Raw genomic sequence first — 25,452 nt, forward strand, 5'->3', positions numbered from 1 at the left:
TTTTACTAGTGGTGGTCGCATCCGAGGAGAAAGTGCCTTATGTGATCTGGCTCTCAAACCCCAGGTCAGAGGGCATAAGGACGCGTGCATGACACTCGAAATCACTACTATCGCGCCTCGGATGTGACCAACGTCCTGTGGGCTGCTTCACTCTCCACCTCGCGCAGCGCGCACACGGATGTGCGGAGCGCGTCCGTCCGGTGTGACGGGCGCCGCAGATCAGCGGGGGTCGAACGTGACGGGCGTCTCGAAGGCGGCCCGCCGGGTGGCCCGGCGCAGCGCCCTGAGGAGCGGCGCGCCCAGCGTGAGCGTGAGAACGACCGTCACCACGGCGCGGCCCAGGTCCCAGCCGAGCGAGGTGGCCACGCAGTACGCGAGAAAACGGGCCAGGTTCGCGGGGACGCCGGCGTGCGGGTCGAAGGCGACGTTCGAGGCCAGCGCGTTCATGAACGGCCAGCCCTCCAGGTTCATGACGGTGCCGTACGCGAAGGCGGCCAGGAACCCGTACACGGCGAGCAGCGACAGCTCGGCGCGCCCGCGCAGCCGGTCCGGTCCGGGCAGCAGCCCGGCGCCCATCGTGAACCAGCCCATGGCGAGCATCTGGAACGGCATCCACGGCCCCACCCCGCCGGTGAGCAGCGCGGACGAGAACATGGTCACGGAACCGAGCACGAACCCGAACCCCGGCCCGAGCACCCGTCCGCTCAGCACCATCAGGAAGAACATCGGCTCGATCCCGGCGGTCCCGGCCCCGATCGGCCGCAGGGCGGCGCCGGTCGCGGCCAGCACCCCGAGCATGGCCACCGCCTTCGGGCCCAGGCCGGACTCGGAGATTGTCGCGGCCACGACCGCGACGAGCAGGACGAGCAGCCCCGCGAACAGCCAGGGCGCGTCCTGCGCGTGGGTGCCGACCTGGGAGGCGGGGTCCGCGAAGAGCGGCCAGCCGAATCCGGCGACGCCGATGACGCTCACCAGGCAGAGGGCGGCGAGCGAGCGGGGGCCCAGACGGACGGCACGGACCTGGGGCTGGTGCGGGGCGGGTCGCCGTGGGGCGCCGGACGCGGTCATGCGAGCGCGTCCCTTGCGAGCGCGTCCCTGATCTGGGCGACCGTGAGCCACGGCTGCGGGGCCAGCACCTTCGTGACCTGCGGGGCGAAGGACGGGGACGCGACGACCACCTCGGCGGTCGGGCCGTCGGCGACGACCTCGCCGTCCGCGAGGACGACCACGCGGTGCGCGAGTTCGGCGGCGAGCTCCACGTCGTGGGTCGCCAGCACGATGGCGTGCCCTTCGGCGGCCAGCTCGCGCAGGATGGTGACCAGCCGGGCCTTCGCCGCGTAGTCGAGGCCCCGGGTCGGTTCGTCGAGGAGCAGCAGCGGGGGGCGGGCCGTCAGCACGACGGCCAGCGCCAGCGCCAGCCGCTGCCCCTCCGACAGGTCCCGGGGATGGGTGTCGTCGGTGATCGCGGGCAGCAGCGCGGAGACCAGCGCCCGGCAGGTACCGGCCTCGGCGCCCGCGTCGGCGTCGGCCGCGGCGCACTCGGCGGCGACCGTGTCGGCGTACAGCAGATCCCGTGGCTCCTGCGGTACGAGTCCCACGCGCCGGATCAGGTCCTGGGGTGCCGTCCGGTGCGGGACCGCGCCCCCGACCCGGACCGAACCGGCGGCCGGTTCGACCAGCCCCACCAGCGTGCCGAGCAGGGTGGACTTGCCTGCTCCGTTGCGTCCCATCAGCGCGATGATCCCGCCGGCGGCGGCGGTCAGATCCACGCGCCGGAGCGCCTCGACCTGACCGCGGCGGACGGCGAGACCCTCGACGACGGCGGCCGGTGCGGGCGCGGCCGGGGAGGCGGGGGTGCGCCCGCGGAGGAGACGCGGACGCCGGCGGACGGGCGGCAAGGGCCGGGGATGCCGCGGTGGCCCGTCGGCGGGGACGCCCGGCGGGGGGAGAAGCCCGGGTGCCGGCGGCGCGAGCTCCGCGAGCCGCTCGCGCAGCGCTCCCGCCCTGCGCCGCGCGTCGCGCACGGTGAGCGGGAGCGGGGACCAGCCGGCCAGCCGGCCCAGGTCCACCACCGGCGGGTACACCGGGGAGACGGCCATGATCTCGGCCGGGGTGCCGAGGAGCGGCGGGGTGCCGGGGGAGGGGAGGAGGGCGACGCGGTCGGCGTACTGGATGACGCGTTCGAGGCGGTGCTCGGCCAGCAGCACGGTCGTCCCGAGGTCGTGGACGAGGCGCTGGAGGACGGCGAGGACCTCCTCGGCGGCGGCCGGGTCCAGGGCGGACGTGGGCTCGTCGAGGACCAGGACCCGTGGATGCGGGGTGAGGACCGAGCCGATGGCGACCCGCTGCTGCTGGCCGCCGGAGAGGGTGGCGATCGGCCGGTCACGCAGGTCGGCGAGACCCAGCAGATCGAGGGTCTCCTCGACGCGGCGGCGCATCACCGCGGGTGCGAGGCCCAGCGACTCCATGCCGTAGGCGAGTTCGTCCTCGACCGTGTCCGTCACGAAATGGGACAGCGGGTCCTGGCCCACCGTGCCGACCACATCGGCGAGTTCGCGCGGCTTGTGGGTACGGGTGTCCCGGCCGGCCACCGTGACACGGCCGCGCAGGGTGCCGCCCGTGAAGTGCGGGACGAGACCGCCGACCGCGCCGAGAACGGTGGACTTGCCGACTCCGGAGGGCCCGGCGAGCAGCACCAGTTCTCCCTCGGGCACCTCGAAGTCCACGCCCTGGACGGTGGGTCCGGCCGCTCCGTCGTACGTCACGGAGACATCCTCGAAGCGGATCATGAGGGCTCCTCGGGGGCGGCGGATTCCTGGGCGGCCGGGCGTTTTCCGGGCGAGCGGGGCTGTCCGGGAACGGGGGCGACGAAGGCGGGCAGCAGACCGAGCAGCACGGCGGCCGCGGGCCACAGGGGCAGGGCCGGGGCCACCAGGGGGACGACACCGGTGCGCAGCGCCACGGGGTCGTACGCGGTGCAGACGATCAGCCCGGCGGCGACCGCGACACCGGACCCGGCCACCAGCCACGCCCGCGCGTCCCATACGTCCGGGCGATAGCGCGTACGCGGGGAGCGCCGGCCGCCCAGCCACAGGCCGCCCAGCGCCGCGGCCAGCCCGGCGAGCAGCACGGGCAGTCCGTAACCGTCGCCCTCGGCGGTCAGCAGCCCGTACGTGCCCGCGCAGACGCCGACCAGGCCGCCCAGCGTCAGGACGGCGGTGGTGCGGCGGACGGCGGGCGCCACCTCGGCGGTCCGGCCGTAGCCGCGCGCGTCCATCGCCGCGGCGAGCGCGACCGAACGCTCCAGCGCGCCCTCCAGGACGGGGAGGGCGACCTGCAGCAGTCCGCGCAGGCCCCGGTCGGGGCGGCCGCGCAGTCGACGGGCGGCGCGCAGCCGTTGCGCGTCCGCGATCAGGTGCGGTGCGAAGGTCAGCGCGACGACGACCGCGACACCCGCCTCGTACAGCGCGCCCGGCAGGGACTTCAGGAGCCGTGCCGGGTTCGCGAGGGCGTTCGCCGCGCCGACGCAGATGAGGAGCGTGGCCAGTTTCAGGCCGTCGTAGAGCGCGAAGACCAGGCCCTCCGCGGTGACCCGGCCACCGATACGGATGCCTTGCGCCCATTGCGGGAGGGGGACCTCGGGGAGTGTCACGAGGACGTGCGAGCCGGGGACGGGGGAGCCGAGGAGGACCGCGAAGGCGAGACGGATGCCGAGCACGGCCATACCGAGTCTGACGAACGCGCCGTACGAGCGGGACCAGGGGGCCGAGGTGCGGCGTGCCGCCACCACGTATCCGGCCGTGCCGACGAGGAGGGCGAGCAGCAGCGGGTTGGTGGTACGGGAGGCGGCGGTGCCCAGGCCCAGCGCCCAGATCCACCAGGCTCCGGGGTGCAGGGCGTTGCCGCGGTGCGCCCGCGGCGCGTGGGTACGAGGTGGCCGCCGACGCCCGCCACGGCCGTCGTCCGGCACGGCGGGCGCGGCGCGCATGGCGGACCCGGGGGAGCCGGACCCCGCCCGGGGGAGCCGGGTCGGCCGGGCGCCGGTCGCGGCGGCGGGTGTGCCCGGTTCACCGGGTGTCTCCGGAGCGTCGGACACGGGCGGTGCGGGCCGGGAGGCGGGCACGGTGGGATCGACCGGCGCTGACGGCGCTGACGGCGCTGACGGTGCTGACGGCGCGGCGGGGCCGGTGGGCGCCGGCGGCACGAAGGGCGTGGCCGGTGCCGCGGGCCCCCGGCGGGTCCCGCACCGGTCGGCCGCCGCCGCGGCGCGCCGCTCCCCGTTGTTGCCTGTCGTCATCCTGGTCACCCCGGCTCAGCCCCGGCGGCGGCGGGCCTGCCAGATCGCGGCCGCGCCGAGGAGGACCACCGCGCCGAGGCCCGCGAGCAGGCCCGCCGACGGGCCGTGGTGGGGTGCCCCGGACCGGGGTCGGGCGGAGGCCGTCGGCTCGTGCGGGGCCGAGACCTGCTCGCCGCATCCGGTTCGCGGGTAGCCCGCGATGGCGCACAACAGGGCGTTGGTGTCGTAGCGGAGGGGCTTGGCCACCGAGGCCAGGGCGTCCGCCGCCGTCGCGTCGGAGGGGACCCGGGCGCAGGCGGTACGCGGCGCCGGCGGTGTCTCTCCGGAGGGAGCGTCGGCCGCCGTGCCGAAGTCGAGGACCAGGGCCACCCGTTTGGTGCCCGTCCGTGCCCCGGTGCCGGCGCAGACGGACGCGAAGTCCGCGTTCCCGCGCGGCTTCGAGGCGTCCTGCGAGTCCTCGCTCACCGCGAAGCGGAACCCCTCGACGTCCCCGTCGGACGGCCGCGCGGTCGACGGGCCCTGCGTCGCGTACGTCCAGGTGCCGCCGGTCCGGTCCCAGAAGGACCAGTAGCGGTAGCCGACGGCCTGCGCCTGACCGGCCGCGGTGAGGACGAGCAGCAGCGGGGCGAGGAGCAGGGGGACGAGGAGCAGGGCAGGGGCCGTCGCGCGGCGCCGGCTCACGGCTGCTGCTTCTTCGAGCGTCCGCTGATCAGGAAGCCGATGCCGATACCGCCGACGAGACCGACACCGATGATCCACCAGACGTTGACGCCCTTGCCGTCGTCCTTCTTCTGGTCCTTCTGGTCCTTCTGGTTCTTGTCGTTCGCGTCGGCGGAGGCCGTCGAGCCGGACGCCTGGGCGGCCGGACCCGTCGCGCCGAGCCGCTCCACGAGGTCGGTGCCGCCGAACGCGCGCGGGTCCGTGCCGGTGGCGTGGGCGGCGAGGATCAGCTGCGCGTACGCGGCCGGACCGGATGCCGTCGCCCAGGGACCGGAGTTCTTCTCCAGCCAGGCGAGGGGCTTCTTCGTCTCCGCGATCCCGCCCTGGGCGGCCAGCGCGACGACCGCGTCCGCGGTGTTGCCGTAGTCGGGCCGGTCCTTGGCGCCGGGCATCGCCGACTTCAGGTACGGGGTGTCGTGCAGCAGGTGGGCGAGGTGGAAGGCGCCGTTGCCCGCGGCCTGCGCGGGGGTCGGGGTGTCCGTCTTCTCGCAGGTGGTGCCGTGCGGGAGGGCCTTCCCCGCCGTCGTCACGAGCCCCTTGCCGAGGGATCCCAGCACCGCCGCGGCCGTGGCGTCCGCGTTGGCGGCCAGCGCGCCCCGCTTGTCCGGCTGGTAGGCGAAGCCGCCCGCGTCGGCGCTCTTGCCGTCGCACGCGACCGACAGCTTCACCAGCGCGTCGTACGGCGAACTGCCCGCCTCGGACTTCACGTCCCCGGGCGTTCCGCCGGCCGCGGCCAGCGCCCCGACCACCACGGACGTGGAGTTCGCGTCGCTCGCCCCGCCCGCCGTGTAGCCCCAGCCGCCGTCCTTGTTCTGTACGGACTTCAGCCAGCCGACCGCCTTGCGGGTCCCGCCGTCGTGCCCGCCGAGCGCGGCGAGGGCCTGCACGGCCGCCGCGGTGCTGTTCGTGTCGACCATGGTCCTGGCGTCGCACGGGGCGGCGGCGTCGGCGCGGTACGCGGCGAACGCGCCGTTCGCGCACTGCTGTCCGGCCAGCCAGTCGACGGCCTTGGGCGCGGGCCGCTCGCCCACCGTGTGCTGGGCGAGCAGGGCGAGGGACTGCCGCCACACGCCGTCGTAGGTGGGGTCGGCGCTGCCGAAGAGGCCGGAGGGTATCGCCCGGGACGCGGTGGGGGACGGGGAGGAGCCGTCGGCGACAGCGGCCGGGACGAGGGCCGTACCGATCACGACGGTGGCTGCCAGTACCGCGGCGGTGCGGCGAACGATCATGACTCTCCCTGCGGGACCGGGCAGCACCGGGCGCAGGCTGCCCCGAGCGGCTCCGGCTCCGTGTGCCTCGACGGTGCCGGCCACCGGCGGGCTGCCGATGGCACGAGTCGTTCACGTCCCCGGGCGTGGTGATCCGGCTCACCGCCGGCCGGGCGGTTCACGGAGCGGGGTCTCCCCGCTCGGACGGAGCCGAGAGCTCGGGGACAGGGCCGGCGCCGGATTTGAACCGGCTTCCTCCCGTACGGGCGTGATGACGACGCGCTCACTCTACCGGCCCGTAGGAATCGCCCCGGCGCCGCCTGTGGGGCGGGGCCCACGACCGGCTAGGTTCGGCTCATGCGGACGGGGAGACTGCTCGGCTCGGGGCGTTCGGCGGATGTCTACGAGATCGACGAGATGTGGGTGCTGCGGCGGGTCCGGGAGGGCTGGAGCGACGCGACGGCCGAGGCCACGGTGATGGAACACGTACGCCGGCACGGCTATCCGGTGCCGGTGATACGGGCGGCGACCCGCGGCGACCTCGTGATGGAACGGCTGACGGGGCCGACCATGCTGGAGGCGTTCGGAGCGGGGCTCTTCTCCGCCGAGGAGGCCGGGCTCACCCTCGCCCGGCTGCTGCGCAAGCTGCACGCCGTGCCCGCGCGGCTCTCCGCCGACCCCGCCGTCCGGGTGCTGCACCTGGACCTGCACCCCGACAACGTGATGCTCACCCCGGACGGTCCGAAGGTCATCGACTGGGCCAACGCCGAGGAGGGCCCGCCCGGTCTCGACTGGGGCATGTCCGCGGTGATCCTCGCGCAGGTCGCCGTCGGCGGCGAGGCGCAGGCCGGGGTGGCCGGGGAGACGCTGGCCGCGATGCTCGACGCGAACACCGACTGTGTGACGCGGGACGGTCTCACGGAGGCCGTGCGGCGGCGGTCCGCCAATCCGACGATGAGCGCACGTGAGGTGCGGCTCCTCGGTGACGCCGAGGACCTGGTCCGCACGCTGGCCTGCTAGGAACCGTCCCGTTCGCGCGGAGTTGACCGTGCGGCGTCGGAAAGTGCCCGGAAACGAGCCGATGTGGACGGATTCTCGTCCGAGTCCGGGGACAGGGGTCGGGCGCGGCCATGATCCGGTCAGACTGGTCGGTGTGTCCGACAAGGCGGCTGGCGGGGTGACGGGCGGTGCTGCGGGTCGTGCCGGGGGTGACGGGGCCCACGGGACGGACGGCGGTTCGCAGGGTGGCGCGGAGGACGGGACGACCGGCGGCCGGTCCGGCAACCTGCCCGCCGAGACGCGCGACTTCGTCGGACGGCGCGAGGAACTCGCCCGGCTGGAGCAGGAGTTGGACCCCGCGGCGGGTGTCCACCGGCTCCTGAGCGTCGTCGGGGTCGGCGGGGTGGGCAAGAGCCGGCTCGCGCTGCTGGCGGCGGCCCGTGTCCAGGACGCGTACCCCGACGGCGTCTGGCTGGTGGAGCTCTCCCCGCTCCGCACCGCCGGCCTGGTCGGCCTCGCCGTCGTGGAGGCGCTGCGCCTCGCCGACCAGTCGACCGGCCCGGTCGCCGACGTGGTGGCCGACTGGGCCCGGGGCAAACGGCTGCTGCTGGTGCTCGACTCCTGCGAGCACGTCCTCGCCGACTGCGCCGCCCTCGTCGAGACCCTGCTGCCCGCCCTCCCCGGACTGCGGATCCTCGTCACCAGCCGGGAGCCGCTCGCACTGCCCGGTGAACTCGTCCTGCCGCTGGACCCGTTGCCGGTCGCCGACGACGCCGTGACCCTCTTCGCCGAGCGCGCGGCCGCAGCGGCAGGCGACTTCGTCCTCGACGACACCAACCGGCCCATGGCGGAGTCCGTCTGCCGCCGCCTCGACGGGATCCCGCTCGCCCTCGAACTGGCCGCCGCCCGGCTCCGCGAACTCTCCCTCGCCCAGCTCCACGGCCACCTCGGCGAACGGCTGCCCTCCCGGCTCGACCTGCTCAGCGCGCCGCCCGGCGGCGGCGGAGAGCCGCGCCACCGGACCCTGCGCACGGCGATCGGCTGGAGTCACGAACTCTGCGCGCCGCTGGAGCGGCTGCTGTGGGCCCGGCTCTCGGTGTTCGCGGACGGCTTCTGCGCGGGCACCGCCGAGGCGGTCTGCGCTGGCGGCCCGTTGCCCGCCGGACGGATCCCCGGACTGCTGGACCGGCTCGTCGAGCAGTCCATCGTGCAACGCCACCGCACCGACCCCGACCGCTACCGACTCCTCGACACCGTACGCGAGTTCGGCGCCGACTGGCTGCGCGCCCTCGGCGAGGAGCACGCCCTGCGCCTGCGCCACCGCGACCACTTCCGGCGGCTGGCCCGCCAGGGCTGCGCCGAGTGGAACACCGGACGGCAGATCGCCTGGTGCGAACGCACCCTCACCGAACACGCCAACCTCCGCGCCGCGATGGACTGTGCGCTCACCGACCCCGACAGCAGGATCGCCCTGGGCATGGCGGCGGACGTCGGGTTCCTGTGGCGGCACTGCGGTTATCCGCGCGACGCCCAGCACTGCCTGGACCTCGTGCTCGCCACCGACCCGGAGCCCGGACCCGACCGCACCCGCGCACTGTGGGCGCGGGGCGCGGTGGCCCTGCTCCAGGGAGATCTCGCGGTCGCGGCCCACTGGGCGGAACGCTGCACGGACGCGGCGGACGAGCAGACCGACCCGGTGGCCGTGGTGGCCGCCGCGTACCTCACGGGCGGTCAGCTGGCCCTGAGCGGCCGGCTGGCCGAGGCGGTCGACGTGCTGTCCGCCACACCCCGGCTGCCGATCAGACCGGACGCGTTCGGAGCCGCCCAGCTCCAGGTCAGGGTGGCACTCTCGTTCACGCACCTGCTGCGGGGCGAGTACGAGCGGGCCCGCGTCGTGGCCGAGGAGACGCGCGAGGCCGGGGCGGCGTGCGGGGAGTCCTGGGCGGGCGCCTTCGCCGACACGGTCCTGGCGCAGACCGACCTGGCCCGCGGCGAGGTCCGCGCGGCGGTCGGCAACGCCCGTACCGCGCTGGCCGGGCACGCCCTGCTGCACAACACCGTGGGCACGGCCATGGCGCTGGACGTCCTGGCCGCCGCCGTCGTCGCGGCCGGCGACGGACCCAGGGCGGCCCGGCTCCTCGGTATCGGCGAGCGGGTCTGGGAACTCGCCGGCCGCGCGCAGATGAACTCACCCGACCTGCTCGCCAACCGCCGCTCCCACGAACGCCGCATCCGCGCCGAGATCGGCGACACCGCGTACAAGAGGGCGTACGAAGAGGGCCGCGCCATGCCGTACGAGGAGGGGCTGGACCACGCGGCGGGGGAGTGCTGACGCACGGCGGACGCGGACCGCGCCGGGCGGCTCACACCGCCACGTACGTCACCGGACCGCTTCCCGGGACGGCCTCCGCGCGGCCGAGTTTCACCAGACGGCGGACGTGGGCCTCGGCCTCCGAGACGGCGATGTTCCGGGAGGCGAAGGGGATCTGCGCCCAGGGCCGGTTCCACTCCATGCGTTCGGCGAGCTGCCAGGCGGTGAGGGGGGTCGCGAGGAGGGTGAGCAGACCGGTGAGGCGCTCCTCGTGGTGGGTGAGCAACTCCCTGACCCGGCCCGGGGCATCGGTGAAGGCGTGCTGATGGGCCGGCAGCACCTCGGCGGGGTCGAGGCGGCCCACGCGCTCCAGGGAGTCGAGGTAGTCCCCGAGCGGGTCGGCGACGGTGACGTCGTCCGGATCCTCGTACAGGCCGATGTGCGGGGTGATGCGCGGCAGCAGGTGATCGCCGGAGAACAGGCGGCCGTGGCCCGGCAGTCCGGCGGGATGCGCCTCCTCCAGGTGCAGGCAGACGTGGCCGGGTGTGTGGCCCGGGGTCCAGATCGCGCGCAGCCGGCGGCCGGCCAGGTCGAGCAGTTCGCCGGGGACGATCTCGCGGTCGGGGAGCGCGGGGGCGAACTGGGGCAGGCCGCCCGAGCGCCGGGCCGTGCGCGCCGCGCGCAGCAGCGCCACGTGCTCCTCGGGTGCGCCGCAGGCCTCGAGTTTGTCCGCCATGTAGGCGAACCAGCGCTCGGCCTTGTGCTCCCGGGTCCGCCGTACGATCTCGGTGTCCAGCGCGTGCATCGCGATCCACGCCCCGGACGCGTCCCGCACCTTGCCCGACAGGCCGTGGTGGTCGGGGTGGTGGTGGGTGATGACCACTCCGTGCACCTCGGCGACCGGGATGCCGCAGGCGGCGAGCCCGGCGGTGAGGACGTCCCAGGAAGCCGGGTCGTCCCAGCCGGTGTCGATCAGTACGGGGCCCCGGTCGGTGTCGACGACGTGGACCAGCGTGGTGCCGAGGGGGTTGTCGGGGATGGGGACCCTGAGCGACCGTACGCCCCCGCCGTGATCGGTCACCTGTGTCATGGGCTCCCACCAATCGCCGTCGTGCCGTCACTATAACTAGAACGCATTCCAATGGGTGCCCGAACCAACCGTTGTGCCGTTGCCTCCGGCCCGTGGACTCCTCGGGCGGGAGCTGGTATCAGTTCTCGTATCTGATGAAGCGTCAGAAGTCGGCAGTGTCGGAGAACGCCCCCCGGGGAGGCGGTCGGTCATGACCGAGCTCGTGGAACACGGACAGCTGTTCATCGGCGGGGAGTTGACGGACCCCCTGGGCACCGGCGTCATCGAGGTGATCTCGCCGCACACGGAGGAGGTCATCGGGCGCGTCCCGCACGCCTCGGCCGAGGACGTCGACCGGGCCGTCGCCGTCGCGCGGCGCGCCTTCGACGAGGGCCCCTGGCCGCGGATGAGCCCCGACGAACGGATCGCGGTCGTCACCCGGATCAAGGACGCGATCGGCGCCCGGCACGAGGAGATCGCCCGCGTCATCTCCTCCGAGAACGGCTCCCCGTACTCCTGGAGCGTCCTCGCGCAGGCCCTCGGCGCGATGATGGTCTGGGACGCGGCCCTCACGGTGGCGCGCGGCTTCACGTACGAGGAGACGCGCGACGGAGTCCTCGGCAGGATCCTCGTCCGGCGGGAGCCGGTGGGGGTCGTCGCGGCCGTGGTGCCGTGGAACGTGCCGCAGTTCGTGGCGGCCGCCAAACTGGCGCCCGCGCTGTTGACCGGCTGCTCGGTCGTGCTGAAGCCGTCCCCCGAATCGCCGCTGGACGCCTATCTGTTGGGCGAGATCGCCCGGGAGGCCGGACTGCCCGAGGGTGTCCTGTCGATCCTCCCGGCCGACCGCGAGGTGAGCGAGTACCTGGTCGGGCATCCCGGTGTCGACAAGGTCTCCTTCACCGGGTCGGTGGCGGCCGGCAGGCGCGTGATGGAGGTCGCCTCGCGCAACCTCACCCGCGTGACGCTCGAACTGGGCGGCAAGTCGGCGGCGATCGTGCTGCCGGACGCGGACCTCGCCACGGCCGTCCCCGGGATCGTCCAGGCCGCCTGGATGAACAACGGCCAGGCCTGCGTCGCCCAGACCCGCATCCTCGTACCGCGCTCACGCTACGACGAGTTCGCGGACGCCTTCGCCGCCGCGGCGAGCGCCCTGGTGGTCGGCGACCCGCTGGACCCGGCGACCCAGGTGGGCCCGCTGGTCGCCGAGCGGCAGCAGCGGCGCAACCTCGACTACATCCGCATCGGCCAGGAGGAGGGCGCCAAGATCCTCACCGGCGGCGGCCGTCCGCACGGCATCGACCGCGGCTGGTACGTCGAACCCACCCTCTTCGGCGACGTGGACAACTCCATGCGGATCGCCCGCGAGGAGATCTTCGGACCGGTGATCTGCCTGCTCCCCTACGGCGACGAGACCGATGCCGTGAAGATCGCCAACGACTCCGACTACGGGCTGAGCGGCAGCGTCTGGACGGCGGACGTCGCGCACGGCGTCGAGGTCGCCCGCCAGGTCCGTACCGGCACCTACTCCGTCAACACCTTCAGCCTCGACATGCTCGGCCCCTTCGGCGGCTACAAGAACTCCGGGCTGGGGCGGGAGTTCGGGCCCGAGGGCTACGGCGAGTTCCTGGAGCACAAGATGATCCACCTCCCCGCGGGCTGGGAGGCGTGAGGGATGGGCGACCGCTGGAACATCGAGGTGGACCGCTCCCTCTGCATCGGCTCCGCCCAGTGCGTCCACCTCGTCCCGGAGGCCTTCCGCCTCGACTCCGGCATGCAGTCCCACCCCGCCGAACCGGAGACCGACGCCAACGAGAAGCTCCTCGCGGCGGCGGAGGGCTGTCCGGTGGAGGCCATCATGATCACGCTGCTGGGCAGCGGGGAGCCCGTGTTCCCACCCGAGGAGTGAGGCCGGGGCCCTCCGTCGGCAGATGGGCCCTCCGCCGGGAGATTTCGAAAAAAGTCTCGCTTTGGGAGGGTTCATCCGGTGATGGAGGTTCTATCCTGTTATTGGCCTACGAGACGAGTGAGGGAGTTCAACCGGAGTAGCCGACTTTGGCGGGAGGCAGCAACCTCCGCCGGGGCCGACGTCGACGGTCGAGCTGAGAGGCCGGACGGTAGCAGGCGGACCCGAAGGCGACCCCCAGCACCTGATCCGGACCATGCCGGCGAAGGGAACCCGTCTCGTAGGTTTCGTCCGTGCGCGAGCGCGCCCTAGCTCCGTTCGCTCGGGTCCGTCAGATCGATGAGACGGCACACCGTCTCGATGTCGATCTTGACCTGGGCGATGGAGGCGCGGCCGGAGAGCCAGGTGATCAGCGCCGAGTGCCAGGTGTGCTCGATGACGCGGACCGCGGAGAGCTGGGCGGGGCTCGGGTCGTCCAGGCCCATGGCGTCCAGGATGATCGCCGTGGTCTGCCGGGACACCTGGTCGACCTCGGGGCTCACACTGCGGTCCGCGAAGGTCAGCGCCCGGACCATGGCGTCGGCGAGGTGCGGCTCCCGCTGCAGGGCGCGGAAGGCCCGCATCAGCGTCTCGGCGACCCGCTCCGCCGCCGAGTCGCCGGCCGGCGGCTTCTTGCGCAGGGTGCCGTGCATATGGTCCAGCTGGTCCTGCATCGTGGCCACCAGCAGATGGATCTTGGAGGGGAAGTAGCGGTAGAGCGTGCCCAGGGCGACCTGCGACGACTCCGCGACCTCGCGCATCTGCACCGCGTCGAAGCCGCCCCGGCCGGCCAGCTGCGCGCTCGCGTGCAGGATCCGCCGCCGGCGTGCTTCCTGCCGCTCGGTGAGCGGGGGAGAGGCGAACTGCGCGGACTTGGCTTCCACCTTGACTTCCGCAGGCATGGGTCCCGTTCCGTGGGTTCAGCTGGAGGAGCGACCAGACAGCATGGCAGAACACATCCGCGGGCCGGAACGCCTCCGTCGTGGCGCGGATCACCTGATCCACTTCTCCCAGAGGCCCTACCTGCCGGTAGATTCAGTGCTCCTCGAACGATCAAGTCTGAAACTTGTTCTAGATTAGCGTCCCGGCGTAATCTCGCGGGAATGTGCAGGGAGAAGGGGGCCGTAAGTGACCGCTGAGGCCATGGAGGCGGGCCCCGGGGCGGGCGCGGCCATCGACGGCGACGGACCGTTGCGCATCGCGCTCCTGACGTACAAGGGAAACCCGTTCTGCGGCGGTCAGGGCGTGTACGTACGACACCTCTCGCGCGAACTCGCCCGCCTGGGCCACCGGGTCGAGGTCATCGGCTCCCAGCCCTACCCCGTCCTGGACGAAGGCCTTCCCGGCCTGAGCCTCACCGAACTTCCCAGCCTCGACCTGTACCGCCAGCCGGACCCCTTCCGGACGCCGGCGCGCGAGGAGTTCCGCGACTGGATCGACGCCGTCGAGGTCGGGACCATGTGGACCGGGGGCTTCCCCGAGCCGCTGACCTTCTCGCTGCGCGCCCGCCGCCATCTGCGGGCCCGGCAGGGCGCGTTCGACGTCGTGCACGACAACCAGACGCTCGGCTACGGCCTGTTGGGAGACGTGGGCGCGCCGCTGGTCACCACGATCCACCACCCCATCACCGTCGACCGCCAACTGGAGCTGGACGCCGCCGAGGGGCGCCGCCGCCGCGCGTCCGTGCGCCGCTGGTACGCCTTCACGCGGATGCAGAAGCGCGTCGCGCGCCGTCTGCCGTCCGTGCTCACCGTCTCCGGCACCTCGCGCCAGGAGATCGTCGACCATCTGGGCGTCACCCGGGACCGCATCCACGTCGTGCACATCGGCGCCGACACCGACCTCTTCTCGCCCGACCCCGCCGTGCCGCAGGTGCCGGGCCGGATCGTCACCACCTCCAGCGCGGACGTGCCGCTCAAGGGACTCGTCCACCTCGTCGAGGCGCTCGCCAAGGTGCGCACCGAGCACCCCGGCGCACACCTCGTCGTCGTCGGCAAGCGCGCCGAGGACGGGCCGGTGGCCCAGGCCATCGAGCGGTACGGCCTGGAGCGCGCCGTCGAGTTCGTCAAGGGCATCTCGGACGCGGAACTCGTCGACCTCGTACGGTCCGCCGAAGTCGCCTGCGTGCCCTCCCTGTACGAGGGCTTCTCGCTGCCCGCCGCCGAGGCCATGGCCACGGGTACGCCGCTGGTGGCCACCACCGGCGGGGCGATCCCGGAGGTCGCGGGCCCCGACGGCGAGACCTGTCTGGCGGTGCCGCCCGGCGACGCGGGCGCACTGGCCGCGGGCCTGAGCCGGCTCCTGGGCGACCCGGAACTGCGCGCGAGGCTCGGCTCCGCCGGACGTGCGCGGGTCCTGGAACGCTTCACCTGGGCGCGTGCCGCCCAGGGCACGGTCGCCCACTACCGCGAGGCCATCGCCCGCGCCGCGGCTCCCGCCCCCCGCCGCTCCGTGCCGGGCCCCGCGACTTCCACGTCCGCGGTTCCCGCCGACGCGGCGTCTGTTGCCGCCGCCCCCGCCGCGTTCGCGTCCTCCGGCCACGCGTCCACTGTCGTCGGTCCCTCGGCGGCCTCCGGCCTCGCCGCGACCGCGACGCCCGGCCTCGACGCGTCCGTGACCCCCGGTGCCGCCCCCGCAGGCGTCGCCGAAGAAGCAGCCGAAGTTGTCGTACCCAACCGCGAAAGCAGGGCCACGTGCTGACCGTCGACTTCTCCCGGTTCCCGCTCGCCCCGGGCGACCGCGTTCTGGACCTCGGCTGCGGTGCCGGCCGGCACGCGTTCGAGTGCTACCGGCGCGGCGCCCGGGTCGTCGCGCTGGACCAGAACGGCGAGGAGATCCGCGAGGTCGCCAAGTGGTTCGCCGCGATGAAGGAGGCGGGCGAGGCACCGGAGGGCGCCACCGCCACCGCGATGGAGGGCGACGCGCTCCAACTCCCCTTTCCCGACGAGTCGTTCGACGTCGTGATCATCTCCGAGGTGATGGAGCACATCCCCGACGACAAGGGCGTCCTCGCCGAGATGGTTCGGGTGCTCAAGCCCGGCGGCCGGATCGCGATCACCGTCCCGCGCTACGGGCCCGAGAAGGTCTGCTGGGCGCTGTCCGACGCGTACCACGAGGTCGAGGGCGGCCACATCCGCATCTACAAGGCGGACGAACTGCTGGGCAGGATGAAGGAGGCCGGGCTCAAGCCGTACGGCACCCACCACGCCCACGCCCTGCACAGCCCGTACTGGTGGCTGAAGTGCGCGTTCGGCGTCGACAACGACAAGGCGCTGCCGGTGCGGGCGTACCACAAGCTGCTGGTCTGGGACATCATGAAGAAACCCCTGGCCACCCGGGTCGCGGAGAACGCGCTGAACCCGCTGATCGGCAAGAGCTTCGTGGCGTACGCGACCAAGCCGCACCTGCCCGCCGACGTCGCCGCGGTGGACGCTTCGTGACCACACCCCGCACGGAGCACCTCGTCCTGCCCGGGGTGCTCACCGCCGAGGAGGCCGCCGTCACGGTGCGCGCGATCCTCGGGGCGCAGCGTCCGGACGGCGCCATACCGTGGTTCCGCGGTCACCACCTCGATCCGTGGGACCACACCGAGGCGGCCATGGCGCTGGACGCGGCGGGCGAGCACGAGGCGGCCGAGCGGGCCTACGCGTGGCTGGCCCGGCACCAGAACCCGGACGGGTCCTGGTACGCGGCGTACGCCGACGGGGACTTCGAGGACGTCACCGACCGCGGCCGGGAGACCAACTTCTGCGCGTACATCGCGGTGGGCGTCTGGCACCACTACCTGGCCACCGGCGACGACACCTTCCTGGACCGGATGTGGCCCTCGGTCTACGCGGCCGTGGAGTTCGTGCTGCGGCTCCAGCAGCCCGGCGGACAGATCGGCTGGAAGCGCGAGGACGACGGGACGGCCACCGACGAGGCACTGCTGACCGGGAGTTCGTCGATCCACCACGCGCTGCGCTGTGCGCTGGCCATCGCCGACCAGCGTGAGGAGCCGCAGCCCGACTGGGAGTTGGCGCTCGGTCTGCTGCGGCACGCGATCCGCCGGCACCCCGAGCGGTTCCTCGACAAGGACCGCTACTCGATGGACTGGTACTACCCGGTGCTCGGCGGCGCCTTGACCGGCGTCGAGGCCAGGTCCCGGATAGCGGAGGGCTGGGAGCGTTTCGTCGTGCCCGGGCTCGGCGTGCGCTGTGTCGTGCCGAACCCGTGGGTGACCGGCGGTGAGTCGGCCGAACTCGCCCTGGCGCTGTGGGCCGTGGGCGAGTCCGACCGTGCTCTGGAGATTCTCCAGTCCATCCAGCATCTGCGCGATCCGAAGACCGGCCTGTACTGGACGGGCTACGTCTTCGACGCCCGGGCGATCTGGCCCGAGGAGCTGACCACCTGGACGGCGGGTTCCCTCCTCCTCGCCGTCGCCGCGCTGGGCGGCGACGAGCCGACCTGCGCCGTCTTCGGCGGCGAACGCCTGCCGCGGGGACTAGACGCGGAGTGCTGTTAGACCGTGTCCGCCCCGGCCGGCCGGATCCGTGGAAAAGGCCCGGCCGAGCGGGGCGGACACGGCCGGCGAGCCGTGGTGCCGGCGGACCGGCTCAGTGGCGGTGCATGCGGTTGGCGATGGCGTGGCCGATGAAGAGGTAGACGACGGCGGCGAGACCGTAGCCCGCGACGACGCGCGCCCAGGCCTCGTCGAAGGTGAACAGGTCACGGGACCAGCCCGCGAGCCAGCTCGCCAGGTTGTGGACGAACTGGACCAGGTCGTTGGCCCGATTTGCGTCCAGCAGATACATGAGGATCCACAGGCCCAGGATGAGGGCCATCACGTCGGCGACGATCGCTATGACCGTGCCCGCCTGGTTGGAGCCGTTGCGATATCGAGGGGACATGCCGTCCGGGTTGCCGCGTATTCAGGGTTGAAACCCGTACGGTTTTCGCCCAAGTGGCGTAATGCACGGAGCCGGGTGAGGCTGCTGTAAGAGCCGTGTTCTTCCCGCATCCGGGGAGAACCCGTTCCCCCACCCCGGAGGACCCCGTGCCTGTATCGATACGGCGCCTCATCGTGGCGCTCACTCTTTCCTGTGCTCTGGTCGCCGGTGCCACCGCCTGCTCCAGCAGCGGCAGCAGTGCCACCAAGGACACCGCGGCCGTCGCCGCGGCGGCGGCGACCCCGTCCCCGAGCACCACCGCCGAGAAGCAGAGGCTCTCGAAGACCCGCTTCGTGGCCAACGCGAGCCTCGCGGCCGGAGCCACCTACCAGTGGATCGTGAAGCCCTGGAAGGCCGGAAAGTTCAAGAAGGGCGCGAAGGGACGCAAGTTCGCCCTCATCAAGGCGGGCGTCGCGGGCGCCTTCGCGTACAACAGGCTCAAGGCGGCGAGCAGGAACGCCAAGGGCGACCCGACCCTGTCCAAGGCGATCGGCCCGCTGACCGCGGGTATCGAGGCACTGAAGACCCTGCCCGCCAAGCTTCGCAAGGGCAAGTCGACGGACTCCACCGCGGGTTCCTTCGACGACATCATCAACCAGGTGAAGGACGCCGGTAAGAGCGCGGGCGCCAACGTCACCGACAAGGTGCCGACGGGCTCCCAGCTGACCCACGGCTGAAGCCCTTCCGCCCTGTCGGGCACTAGGAGTTGAGGTCCGCCAGGACACGCAGCGAGTGAGGGTCCGGCGACAGCGCCAGCAGGTCTGTCACCGGTCCCTTGCGCCACAGTTCGAGCCGTTCGGCGATGCGCTCGCGCGGCCCGACCAGTGAGATCTCGTCGGCGAAGGCGTCCGGCACGGCGAGCACCGCCTCCTGACGGCGGCCGGCGAGGAACAGCTCCTGGATGAGCCGCGCCTCCTCCTCGTAGCCCATGCGGGCCATCAGATCGGCGTGGAAGTTGCGCGCCGAGTGCCCCATGCCGCCGATGTAGAAGCCGAGCATCGCCTTGACGGGCAGCAGCCCCTCGGCGACGTCGTCGCAGACGCGGACATGGGCCATGGGCGCGACGAGGAACGGGGCCGCGCCCGCTCCGGTGCGGGCGTCACCCAGCTCCGCCAGCGCGGCCTCGTACGCCTGCGGACGGGTGGGCGCCCAGTACAGCGGCAGCCATCCGTCCGCGATCCGGGTCGTCTGCGCGATGTTCTTCGGCCCCTCGGCGCCGAGCAGGACGGGCAGGTCGGCACGGAGGGGATGGGTGATGGGCCGCAGCGCCTTGCCGAGCCCCGTGCCGTCGGCCCCCCGGTAGGGATGGGAATGGAAACGCCCGTCGAGTTGCACGGGCCCCTCGCGTCTGAGGACCTGGCGTACGACGTCCACGTACTCCCGGGTCGCGGTCAGCGGGGACTTGGGGAAGGGGCGCCCGTACCAGCCCTCCACCACCTGCGGTCCCGACAGGCCGAGGCCGAGCATCATCCGGCCGCCCGAGAGGTGGTCCAGGGTGAGCGCGTGCATCGCGGTCGTGGTGGGGGAGCGGGCGGCCATCTGCGCGACCGCCGTACCGAGGCGGATACGGGTGGTCTGCGCGGCGATCCAGGTCAGCGGGGTGAAGGCGTCCGAACCCCAGGACTCGGCGGTCCACACGGAGTGGTAGCCGAGCCGTTCCGCCTCCAGCGCCAGCGGCAGATGGTCCGCGGAGGGGCCGCGCCCCCAGTAACCGAGTGCGAGGCCGAGCCGCATGTCCCCTCCAGGCGCCATGTTCTGACGCATCGTCAGCTCTGCGCAACCGTCAGGCGACTGTACGGCAACGGCCCCCCGCCCGAAAGGGCGAGGGGCCGCGGGGAGAACCGGTGCGCGTCAGCCGCGCTGGATCCCCGAGATGTCCTGCAGCACACCGCGGCGGCCGTCCTGCGTCTGCGCCACCAGGTGCTGGCCGCGCTGCTCCACGGCCAGGTACCAGGTGCCCGGCGCCAGCTCGGCGATCGGCGCCGGCGAACCGTCCTCCGAGAACAGCGGACGCGGCACCGGCACGGCGAACCAGAACGGCGAGAAGTCCCCGGCGGGCTGCTGCGCCTGCGGGGCCGGCGCCTGCTGCGGCTGGCCGGGCTGGGCGCCGAACGCCTGCCCCTGCTGCGGCTGACCGCCGTAGGGCTGACCCGGCTGCTGGGCACCCGGGTACCCGTACCCACCCTGCGGCTGACCGCCGTAGGGCTGGGGGGCGGCGGGCTTCGGGGCGGGCACGAGGCCGACCTGGAGCGCGGGGACGAGCGGGGTGGCGATCGCGGCGGCCGCCATGATCAGCGTCGCGACGAGGGACAGGATGAGGCCGATGCCGGGGCCCACACCGCCGTCCCCGCCGCTGCCGATGTTGTTGGCAGCGCCGGCCGGGTCGAAGACGTTCCCGAGCGCGCTCCACGCGGCGAAGACGGTGAGGGCGACACCGAACGGGCCGAGGTCGAGTCCGGCGACCTTGGGCACCCGCGGCAGGGCGCGGGAGGCGACGACCAGGCCGGCTCCGAGGATGCCGGCCAGGATCACGCTCAGTACGAAGGGGCCGCTCGCCCAGGTGCTGGGGCTGTCGACGCTGACCGTTTGCCCGCCGACGGTCGGGACGTCGTCGATCGAAAAGATGGCGAGGAACGACGCGATGAACAGCAGGACCGCTGCTCCGATCACCACGCCGTCGCCTCGAGTGAGGGAGCGGATATTCACTTCAGTCCTTCGTCAGTCGTCTCGTCGTCAATGGGAGGCGTCGCTGACACCATGTCGCCGTCAGGCCCCGGTGTGAAGCGCGGGAGCGGCCCCACATCGTAAAGGCGACACTATCGCCCATACGATCGGGGTGTCCGGAGGGTGCGGCCCGCCGGTCACTACCCGCGCAGGAAACCCACGATTCCCTCAGAGATTCCACGCGCCGCCTTCTCCCGCCACGCGCCGCTGGTCAGCAACGCCGCGTCATTGCTATCGCGCATGTTGCCGCACTCGATGAACACCTTGGGAACCGTTGACAGATTGAGACCGCCGAGATCGCTGCGGACGTCCAGCCCGGTGCCGCCGCCGATGTAGTTGGAGGGCGCGCTGCCGGTGGCGCGGACGAAGTTGCCCGCGATGCGCTCACCCAGATCGCGCGACCGGGTGACGATGGGCCGGGTGTCGGCGGAGCCCGAGTGGACGGACGCGGGGAGGATGACGTGGAAGCCGCGGTTGCCGGCCGCGGAACCGTCCGCGTGGATGGAGACGACCGCGTCGGCGTGCGCGTCGTTGCCGATCCGGGCCCGCTCGTCGACGCACGGACCCCAGGGGCGGTCGCCGTCCTGGGTGAACTTCACCGTGGCGCCCTCCTGTTGGAGGAGCGTGCGCAGCCGCCGGGCGACGTCGAGGGTGAACCGGCCTTCGATGTAACCCGCGTTGGTCGACGTGCCGGTGGTGTCGCACTCCTTGGAGTTCGTGCCGATGTTCACCTTGCGGTTGATCTCGGCCGAGTGCTGGAAGTTGCCCGGGTTGTGTCCCGGGTCGACGACCACGACCTTGCCCTTGAGCGGGCCGGAGGCGCCGGGGCCACCCGCGGTGGAGGGGCCGGAACGGGTGGCGGAGCCGGAGGGCGACGGGCTCCGGTGCTGAGCGTCACCCGTCCCGGACGCCGACGGTGTCCGGGCCCCGGAGGACGCGGCGCCCCCGGAGGACGGGGACGTCGGTGAGAGGGACGAGGACGCGGCGGCTCCGGAGGAACCGCCCGGGTCATCCACCGCCTGCCACACCAGCCATCCCACCAGTGAGCCCGTCACCAGCGCGGCGAGCGTCACGGCCATCGGCCCGCGCCCGGGACGGCGCGGCTGGGGAGGATCGAAGTCAGGGCCTACGTACGACACGTCTGCGACTCTAACCGCGACCTCGGATCCCTGCTCCCGTTCGCCGCAGGACGCGCAGCGAGTCGGTCACCGAGATCTCCGTGAACGCGCCCGACTCCAGGGCCCGGAGGTAGACGCGGTACGGCGCCTGACCGGTGAACTCGTCGGCCGGGTCCGGGAACACGTCGTGGATCAGGAGCAGGCCGCCCTCGGCCACATGAGGGGCCCAGCCCTCGTAGTCGGCGGACGCGTGTTCGTCCGTGTGGCCGCCGTCGATGAAGACGAGACCGAGCGGCGTCCCCCAGAACGCGGCGATCTGCGGAGAGCGGCCGACGATCGCGACCACCTGCTCCTCGAGCCCCGCCCGGTGGAGGGTGCGGCGGAAGGTGGGCAGCGTGTCCATCCGGCCGATCTCGGGGTCGACCGTGGACGGGTCGTGGTACTCCCACCCGGGCTGCTGCTCCTCGCTGCCCCGGTGATGGTCGACCGTGATCGCCGTCACCCCGGCCGCGCGCGCCGCGTCGGCGAGCAGGATCGTGGAGCGCCCGCAGTAGGTGCCGACCTCGAGGAGGGGCAGTCCGAGCCGGCCGGCCTCGACGGCGGCGTCGTACAGCGCGAGGCCCTCGTCGAGCGGCATGAAGCCCTTGGCGGCCTCGAAGGCGGCGAGGATCTCCGGCTTGGGTGCCGCGGGCATGGGGTCCTCCAGCTGGTACCGGTCCCTCGTGCACGGGCCCGTCAGCGCCCCATGCTGCACCACACCCCCGCCGCGAAGGGCGACGGGGGTGGGATGTGCGCGGACCGGACCCCACGGGGGCCTGTCGGCGGGACCGCCGGGACCGGTCCGGTGGGCCTGGTGCGGTCCGGGTGGTTCCGGCCCGGTGGGGCCGGTCCCGGATGGTGCCGGTCCGGGTGGGCTGCTGCGCCCGGACCTACGCGGGGACGGTCTCGCCCGGCAGGGCGAGATCCAGGTCGACCGGGCGGTCGTCGCCGGAGTGCGTCGCCGAGGAGGCGAGCGGGCCGTGGCCCGCGGCCCGGGCGGCGAGGACGTACGCGCCCTCGGCGGGCACGGCCAGCGCGTAGCTGCCGTCCTCCCCGGAGAGCGTGGCGCCCGCCTGGCGGCCGCGCCGGTCGATCAGGGTGACCTTGGCACGGGCGACGGGATCGCCGGCGGTGTTCAGGACCCGGCCGCGGAAGCCGCCGAGCACCTCGTGGGCCCGCTCCAGCGCGGCGTCCTCGGCACTGCTGGCGAGCAGCTGCGGCTTGGTCGCCTGCCGCTGGCGGGGCAGGAAGAGGGCCATGACGAGACCGACGGCCACCGCGCCCGTCGCGATCATGAAGGAGACCCGGAAGCCGTGCATGGTCGGGACCGCGACACCGCCGACGTCGTTCGCCGTGTTCGCGAGCACCATGCCGATGACGGCGCTGGACACCGACGTGCCGATCGAGCGCATCAGGGTGTTGAGACCGTTGGCCGCGCCCGTCTCCGAGGCCGGGACGGAGCCGACGATCAGCGCGGGCAACGAGGAGTAGGCGAGGCCGATGCCCGCGCCCAGGACCACCGCGATCACGATCGTCTGCCAGGCGGCGCTCATCAGGCCGAGCCCCGCGCCGTAGCCGATCCCGATGATCACCATGCCGATGATCAGCGTGACCTTGGGGCCGTACTTGGCGGAGATCCGGGCGTAGACCGGCGCGGTGAACATCATCGTCAGGCCGAGCGGCGCCACGCACAGACCGGCGACCACCATCGACTGGCCGAGGCCGTAACCGGTGGCCTTCGGCAGCTGGAGGAGCTGCGGCAGGACGAGGGAGACGACGTAGAAGGAGACACCGACCATGATCGAGGCGAGGTTGGTGAAGAGCACCGAGCGGCGGACGGTGGTGCGCAGGTCGACCAGCGGTGCCTTGACGCGCAGCTCCATCACGCCCCACAGCACGAGCACGACGGCCGAGGCGGCGAACAGGCCGAGCGTGGTGCCCGAGCTCCAGCCCCAGTCGCTGCCCTTGGTGATCGGCAGCAGGAAGAGGACGAGTCCCGCGGACAGGCCTATCGCCCCCAGCACGTCGAAGGTGCCCTCGGCGCGCATCGGGGACTCCGGTACGGCGACGAGGGTCAGCACGATGGAGACGACGCCGAGTCCGGCGGCGAGGAAGAACAGGGAGTGCCAGTCGGCGTGCTGCGCGACCAGGGCCGAGAGCGGTAGTGCGAGACCGCCGCCGACACCGATCGAGGAGCTCATCAGGGCCATCGCCGAGCCGAGCTTCTCGCGGGGCAGCATGTCGCGCATCAGGCCGATGCCGAGCGGGATCGCGCCCATGGCGAAGCCCTGCAGGGCCCGGCCGGCGATCATCACGAGCAGGTCGCTGGTGAACCCGGCGATCAGTGAGCCGACGACCATCACGGACAGGCTCATGAGCAGCATCCGCCGCTTGCCGAACAGGTCACCGAGGCGGCCCATGATCGGGGTGGCGACGGCTCCCGCGAGCAGCGTCGAGGTCATGACCCAGGTGGCGTTGCTGGGGGCGGTGCCCAGCAGCTCCGGCAGGTCCTTGATGACCGGGACGAGCAGGGTCTGCATCACCGCGACAACGATGCCCGCGAAGGCCAGCACCGGTACGACCGCAGCGCTGGTCCTCCGGGCGGGCTGTGGGGTCGTCGTGTGCGTCATTGAGTGAGGCCTCCAGGCCGGGAGAAGAGAGCAGGCGAGAACGATCCGTGCGGGAATCCGTGCGGGAGTCGGTGCGGGATACGTGCAAGGTGAACCCGGTGCGCCCGGGCAACTATTCCGATGCTTCGGCGTACTAACAAAAACTTGACCTTCTCGTGAGGATCTGAACGACCGTCAGGCCTGGTGGATGAGTAGAACGTGTTCTACTCTGGCGCGCACCACGAGGCTGGGGGTGCCGTGAAGGCGTACGTCGTCGGGGTCGGGATGACCCGTTTCGAGAAGCCGGAGACCCGGGACTGGCAGTACTGGGACATGGCGAAGGAGGCGGGCACCCTCGCCCTGCGGGACGCGGGGATCGCGTACTCCGACGTCCGGCAGGTACCCGTCGGCCACTGCTTCCAGGCGTCCACCGCGGGGCAGCGGGCCGCCTACGAGCTGGGCCTGACCGGCGTGCCCGTCTACAACGTCAACAACAACTGCGCCACCGGGGCGAGCGCGCTGATGCTGGCGCGCCAGTTCGTCGAGGGCGGGATCTCGGACTGCGTGCTGGCCCTGGGGTTCGAGAAGATGAAGCGCGGAGCGCTGGGCGGCGGCGCCGACGGCGGGGACTTCGCGACCTCCCCGGTGGCCCGGCACTACGGGATCATGGCCGCGCGGCACGGCTTCGAGATGTCCCCGCCCACCGCGCAGATCTTCGGCGACGCGGCACGCGAGCACATGGAGCGGTACGGGACCACCGAGGCGCAGCTCGCCGCGGTCGGCGCCAAGAACCACCGGCACTCGGCCCACAACCCGTACGCCCAGTTCCAGGACGTGTACGGGGTCGACGAGGTCCTCGCCGCCCGGGTCGTGCACCGGCCGCTGACGAAGCTCCAGTGCTCGCCCACCTCCGACGGCGCCGCGGCGGCCGTCGTCGTGTCCGAGCGGTTCGCCGAGGAGCGCGGGCTGGGCGGCAGGGCGGTGGAGATCGTCGCGCAGGCGATGACCACGGACACCGAGGAGTCCTTCGCCTCCGGGTCGTGCATCGACGTCGTGGGGCAGCCCATGTCCCGGGAGGCCGCACGCCAGGTCTACGAGCGTGCGGGGCTCGGCATCGAGGACGTGGACGTCGTGGAACTGCACGACTGCTTCTCGATCAACGAACTGCTGACGTACGAGGCGCTCGGCATGTGCGGCGAGGGGGAGTCCGGCAAGCTCGTCGAATCGGGGGCCACCACCTACGGCGGACGGTGGGTGGTGAACCCGTCCGGCGGTCTGATCTCGAAGGGGCACCCGCTGGGGGCGACCGGGATCGCCCAGGTGGCCGAGCTGGTCTGGCAGTTGCGGGGCGAGGCGGGCGGGCGGCAGGTGGCGGACGCGCGGGTCGGCCTCGCCCACAACATCGGGCTCGGCGGGGCGGCCGTGGTCACACTGCTGCGGGCGGCAGGCGGCTGAACCGGGACCGGCCCGCGCCGTACGCCCCCGGGC

At 72.9% G+C, this 25,452-nt stretch carries 22 protein-coding genes; 9 read left to right on the plus strand and 13 right to left on the minus strand.

What is annotated here, in order from left to right:
* Positions 1-219: 219 nt before the first annotated feature.
* From OG199_RS28805 to OG199_RS28825, 5 genes are all read right to left on the minus strand, one after another.
* The gene (locus OG199_RS28805) at positions 220-1,068 is read right to left on the minus strand and encodes an ECF transporter S component (protein ID WP_401798952.1); all 849 of its coding nucleotides are present in this window, start codon (positions 1,066-1,068) and stop codon (positions 220-222) included.
* Entirely contained in the window at positions 1,065-2,789 is a 1,725-nt protein-coding gene (locus OG199_RS28810; protein WP_405831926.1) for an ABC transporter ATP-binding protein, read from the minus strand. Before OG199_RS28810 ends, OG199_RS28805 begins: the two co-directional genes overlap by 4 nt.
* Entirely contained in the window at positions 2,786-3,988 is a 1,203-nt protein-coding gene (locus OG199_RS28815; RefSeq protein WP_405834702.1) for an energy-coupling factor transporter transmembrane component T, read from the minus strand. The genes OG199_RS28810 and OG199_RS28815 overlap by 4 nt, the downstream gene beginning before the upstream one ends.
* A gap of 324 nt (positions 3,989-4,312) precedes the next feature.
* Positions 4,313-4,978 carry an SCO2322 family protein gene (locus tag OG199_RS28820; protein ID WP_356800589.1) on the minus strand — a complete coding sequence of 222 codons (666 nt, stop codon included), beginning with the start codon at positions 4,976-4,978 and terminating at the stop codon, positions 4,313-4,315.
* Positions 4,975-6,246 (minus strand): prenyltransferase/squalene oxidase repeat-containing protein, encoded by a 1,272-nt coding sequence (locus tag OG199_RS28825; protein ID WP_405831928.1) that lies wholly within the window; start codon positions 6,244-6,246, stop codon positions 4,975-4,977. Before OG199_RS28825 ends, OG199_RS28820 begins: the two co-directional genes overlap by 4 nt.
* A gap of 336 nt (positions 6,247-6,582) precedes the next feature.
* Between OG199_RS28825 and OG199_RS28830 the strand changes: the two genes are divergently transcribed.
* Together OG199_RS28830 and OG199_RS28835 are read left to right on the plus strand one after the other, a co-directional pair.
* Positions 6,583-7,245, plus strand: a complete 663-nt coding sequence (locus OG199_RS28830) for a phosphotransferase (protein WP_356800591.1) — start codon at positions 6,583-6,585, stop codon at positions 7,243-7,245.
* Between the two features lie 133 nt (positions 7,246-7,378).
* The gene (locus OG199_RS28835; RefSeq protein ID WP_405831930.1) at positions 7,379-9,556 is read left to right on the plus strand and encodes an ATP-binding protein; all 2,178 of its coding nucleotides are present in this window, start codon (positions 7,379-7,381) and stop codon (positions 9,554-9,556) included.
* A 31-nt stretch (positions 9,557-9,587) separates the two neighbouring features.
* On the opposite strand, the gene OG199_RS28840 is transcribed toward OG199_RS28835, so the two are convergent.
* On the minus strand, positions 9,588-10,625 hold the full coding sequence (locus tag OG199_RS28840) for an MBL fold metallo-hydrolase (protein WP_356800593.1): 1,038 nt from the start codon (positions 10,623-10,625) through the stop codon (positions 9,588-9,590).
* 190 nt (positions 10,626-10,815) lie between these two features.
* On the opposite strand from OG199_RS28840, the gene OG199_RS28845 reads away from it, so the two are divergent.
* Both OG199_RS28845 and OG199_RS28850 read left to right on the plus strand, forming a co-directional pair.
* Entirely contained in the window at positions 10,816-12,273 is a 1,458-nt protein-coding gene (locus OG199_RS28845) for an aldehyde dehydrogenase (protein ID WP_405831933.1), read from the plus strand.
* Positions 12,274-12,276: 3 nt separating this feature from the next.
* Positions 12,277-12,510 carry a ferredoxin gene (locus OG199_RS28850; protein WP_356800595.1) on the plus strand — a complete coding sequence of 78 codons (234 nt, stop codon included), beginning with the start codon at positions 12,277-12,279 and terminating at the stop codon, positions 12,508-12,510.
* Positions 12,511-12,815: 305 nt separating this feature from the next.
* Here OG199_RS28850 and OG199_RS28855 read toward each other — a convergent pair whose 3' ends face one another.
* Positions 12,816-13,448: a TetR family transcriptional regulator gene (locus tag OG199_RS28855; protein WP_405831935.1), complete on the minus strand. Its 633-nt coding sequence runs from the start codon at positions 13,446-13,448 to the stop codon at positions 12,816-12,818.
* Between the two features lie 226 nt (positions 13,449-13,674).
* Between OG199_RS28855 and OG199_RS28860 the strand changes: the two genes are divergently transcribed.
* The 3 genes from OG199_RS28860 to OG199_RS28870 are packed head-to-tail and all read left to right on the plus strand — an operon-like array spanning position 13,675 to position 17,050.
* Positions 13,675-15,246: a glycosyltransferase family 4 protein gene (locus OG199_RS28860; RefSeq protein ID WP_405831936.1), complete on the plus strand. Its 1,572-nt coding sequence runs from the start codon at positions 13,675-13,677 to the stop codon at positions 15,244-15,246.
* On the plus strand, positions 15,240-15,986 hold the full coding sequence (locus OG199_RS28865) for a class I SAM-dependent methyltransferase (protein ID WP_356800597.1): 747 nt from the start codon (positions 15,240-15,242) through the stop codon (positions 15,984-15,986). The genes OG199_RS28860 and OG199_RS28865 overlap by 7 nt, the downstream gene beginning before the upstream one ends.
* Positions 15,983-17,050 (plus strand): prenyltransferase/squalene oxidase repeat-containing protein, encoded by a 1,068-nt coding sequence (locus OG199_RS28870; RefSeq protein WP_356800598.1) that lies wholly within the window; start codon positions 15,983-15,985, stop codon positions 17,048-17,050. Before OG199_RS28865 ends, OG199_RS28870 begins: the two co-directional genes overlap by 4 nt.
* 91 nt (positions 17,051-17,141) lie before the next feature.
* Here the strand turns inward: OG199_RS28870 and OG199_RS28875 are convergent, their stop codons facing one another.
* Positions 17,142-17,435 carry a hypothetical protein gene (locus OG199_RS28875; protein ID WP_153290868.1) on the minus strand — a complete coding sequence of 98 codons (294 nt, stop codon included), beginning with the start codon at positions 17,433-17,435 and terminating at the stop codon, positions 17,142-17,144.
* A gap of 146 nt (positions 17,436-17,581) precedes the next feature.
* Between OG199_RS28875 and OG199_RS28880 the strand changes: the two genes are divergently transcribed.
* Positions 17,582-18,151: a hypothetical protein gene (locus OG199_RS28880; RefSeq protein WP_405831938.1), complete on the plus strand. Its 570-nt coding sequence runs from the start codon at positions 17,582-17,584 to the stop codon at positions 18,149-18,151.
* A 22-nt stretch (positions 18,152-18,173) separates the two neighbouring features.
* Here OG199_RS28880 and OG199_RS28885 read toward each other — a convergent pair whose 3' ends face one another.
* The 5 genes from OG199_RS28885 to OG199_RS28905 all read right to left on the minus strand — a co-directional run bounded on the left by OG199_RS28885 (position 18,174) and on the right by OG199_RS28905 (position 23,985).
* Entirely contained in the window at positions 18,174-19,208 is a 1,035-nt protein-coding gene (locus OG199_RS28885; protein ID WP_356800627.1) for an LLM class F420-dependent oxidoreductase, read from the minus strand.
* A gap of 117 nt (positions 19,209-19,325) precedes the next feature.
* Positions 19,326-20,180, minus strand: coding sequence for a DUF5336 domain-containing protein (locus OG199_RS28890; RefSeq protein ID WP_405831940.1), 855 nt, complete (start codon positions 20,178-20,180; stop codon positions 19,326-19,328).
* A 158-nt stretch (positions 20,181-20,338) separates the two neighbouring features.
* Complete coding sequence (locus tag OG199_RS28895) at positions 20,339-21,337, minus strand: N-acetylmuramoyl-L-alanine amidase (RefSeq protein WP_405831942.1); 999 nt, start codon at positions 21,335-21,337, stop codon at positions 20,339-20,341.
* 10 nt (positions 21,338-21,347) lie between these two features.
* Complete coding sequence (locus tag OG199_RS28900) at positions 21,348-22,010, minus strand: class I SAM-dependent methyltransferase (RefSeq protein WP_401798936.1); 663 nt, start codon at positions 22,008-22,010, stop codon at positions 21,348-21,350.
* A gap of 235 nt (positions 22,011-22,245) precedes the next feature.
* Positions 22,246-23,985 carry an MFS transporter gene (locus tag OG199_RS28905; protein ID WP_356800603.1) on the minus strand — a complete coding sequence of 580 codons (1,740 nt, stop codon included), beginning with the start codon at positions 23,983-23,985 and terminating at the stop codon, positions 22,246-22,248.
* A 237-nt stretch (positions 23,986-24,222) separates the two neighbouring features.
* Here OG199_RS28905 and OG199_RS28910 point away from each other — a divergent pair, with 237 nt between their 5' ends.
* Positions 24,223-25,419 (plus strand): lipid-transfer protein, encoded by a 1,197-nt coding sequence (locus tag OG199_RS28910; RefSeq protein WP_356800628.1) that lies wholly within the window; start codon positions 24,223-24,225, stop codon positions 25,417-25,419.
* Positions 25,420-25,452: the final 33 nt, after the last annotated feature.

Origin of the sequence: Streptomyces sp. NBC_01176 (genome assembly GCF_045039825.1) — a bacterium.
Classification (GTDB): Bacteria; Actinomycetota; Actinomycetes; order Streptomycetales; family Streptomycetaceae; genus Streptomyces.

Excerpts from the sequence above, each read along its gene's own strand:
- OG199_RS28805 (WP_401798952.1), bottom strand. The coding sequence starts at position 1,068 with ATGACCGCGTCCGGCGCCCCACGGCGACCCGCCCCGCACCAGCCCCAG.
- OG199_RS28810 (WP_405831926.1), bottom strand. The coding sequence starts at position 2,789 with ATGATCCGCTTCGAGGATGTCTCCGTGACGTACGACGGAGCGGCCGGA.
- OG199_RS28815 (WP_405834702.1), bottom strand. The coding sequence starts at position 3,988 with ATGCGCGCCGCGCCCGCCGTGCCGGACGACGGCCGTGGCGGGCGTCGG.
- OG199_RS28825 (WP_405831928.1), bottom strand. The coding sequence starts at position 6,246 with ATGATCGTTCGCCGCACCGCCGCGGTACTGGCAGCCACCGTCGTGATC.
- OG199_RS28830 (WP_356800591.1), top strand. The coding sequence starts at position 6,583 with ATGCGGACGGGGAGACTGCTCGGCTCGGGGCGTTCGGCGGATGTCTAC.
- OG199_RS28840 (WP_356800593.1), bottom strand. The coding sequence starts at position 10,625 with ATGACACAGGTGACCGATCACGGCGGGGGCGTACGGTCGCTCAGGGTC.
- OG199_RS28845 (WP_405831933.1), top strand. The coding sequence starts at position 10,816 with ATGACCGAGCTCGTGGAACACGGACAGCTGTTCATCGGCGGGGAGTTG.
- OG199_RS28850 (WP_356800595.1), top strand. The coding sequence starts at position 12,277 with ATGGGCGACCGCTGGAACATCGAGGTGGACCGCTCCCTCTGCATCGGC.
- OG199_RS28855 (WP_405831935.1), bottom strand. The coding sequence starts at position 13,448 with ATGCCTGCGGAAGTCAAGGTGGAAGCCAAGTCCGCGCAGTTCGCCTCT.
- OG199_RS28875 (WP_153290868.1), bottom strand. The coding sequence starts at position 17,435 with ATGTCCCCTCGATATCGCAACGGCTCCAACCAGGCGGGCACGGTCATA.
- OG199_RS28885 (WP_356800627.1), bottom strand. The coding sequence starts at position 19,208 with ATGCGGCTCGGCCTCGCACTCGGTTACTGGGGGCGCGGCCCCTCCGCG.
- OG199_RS28900 (WP_401798936.1), bottom strand. The coding sequence starts at position 22,010 with ATGCCCGCGGCACCCAAGCCGGAGATCCTCGCCGCCTTCGAGGCCGCC.
- OG199_RS28905 (WP_356800603.1), bottom strand. The coding sequence starts at position 23,985 with ATGACGCACACGACGACCCCACAGCCCGCCCGGAGGACCAGCGCTGCG.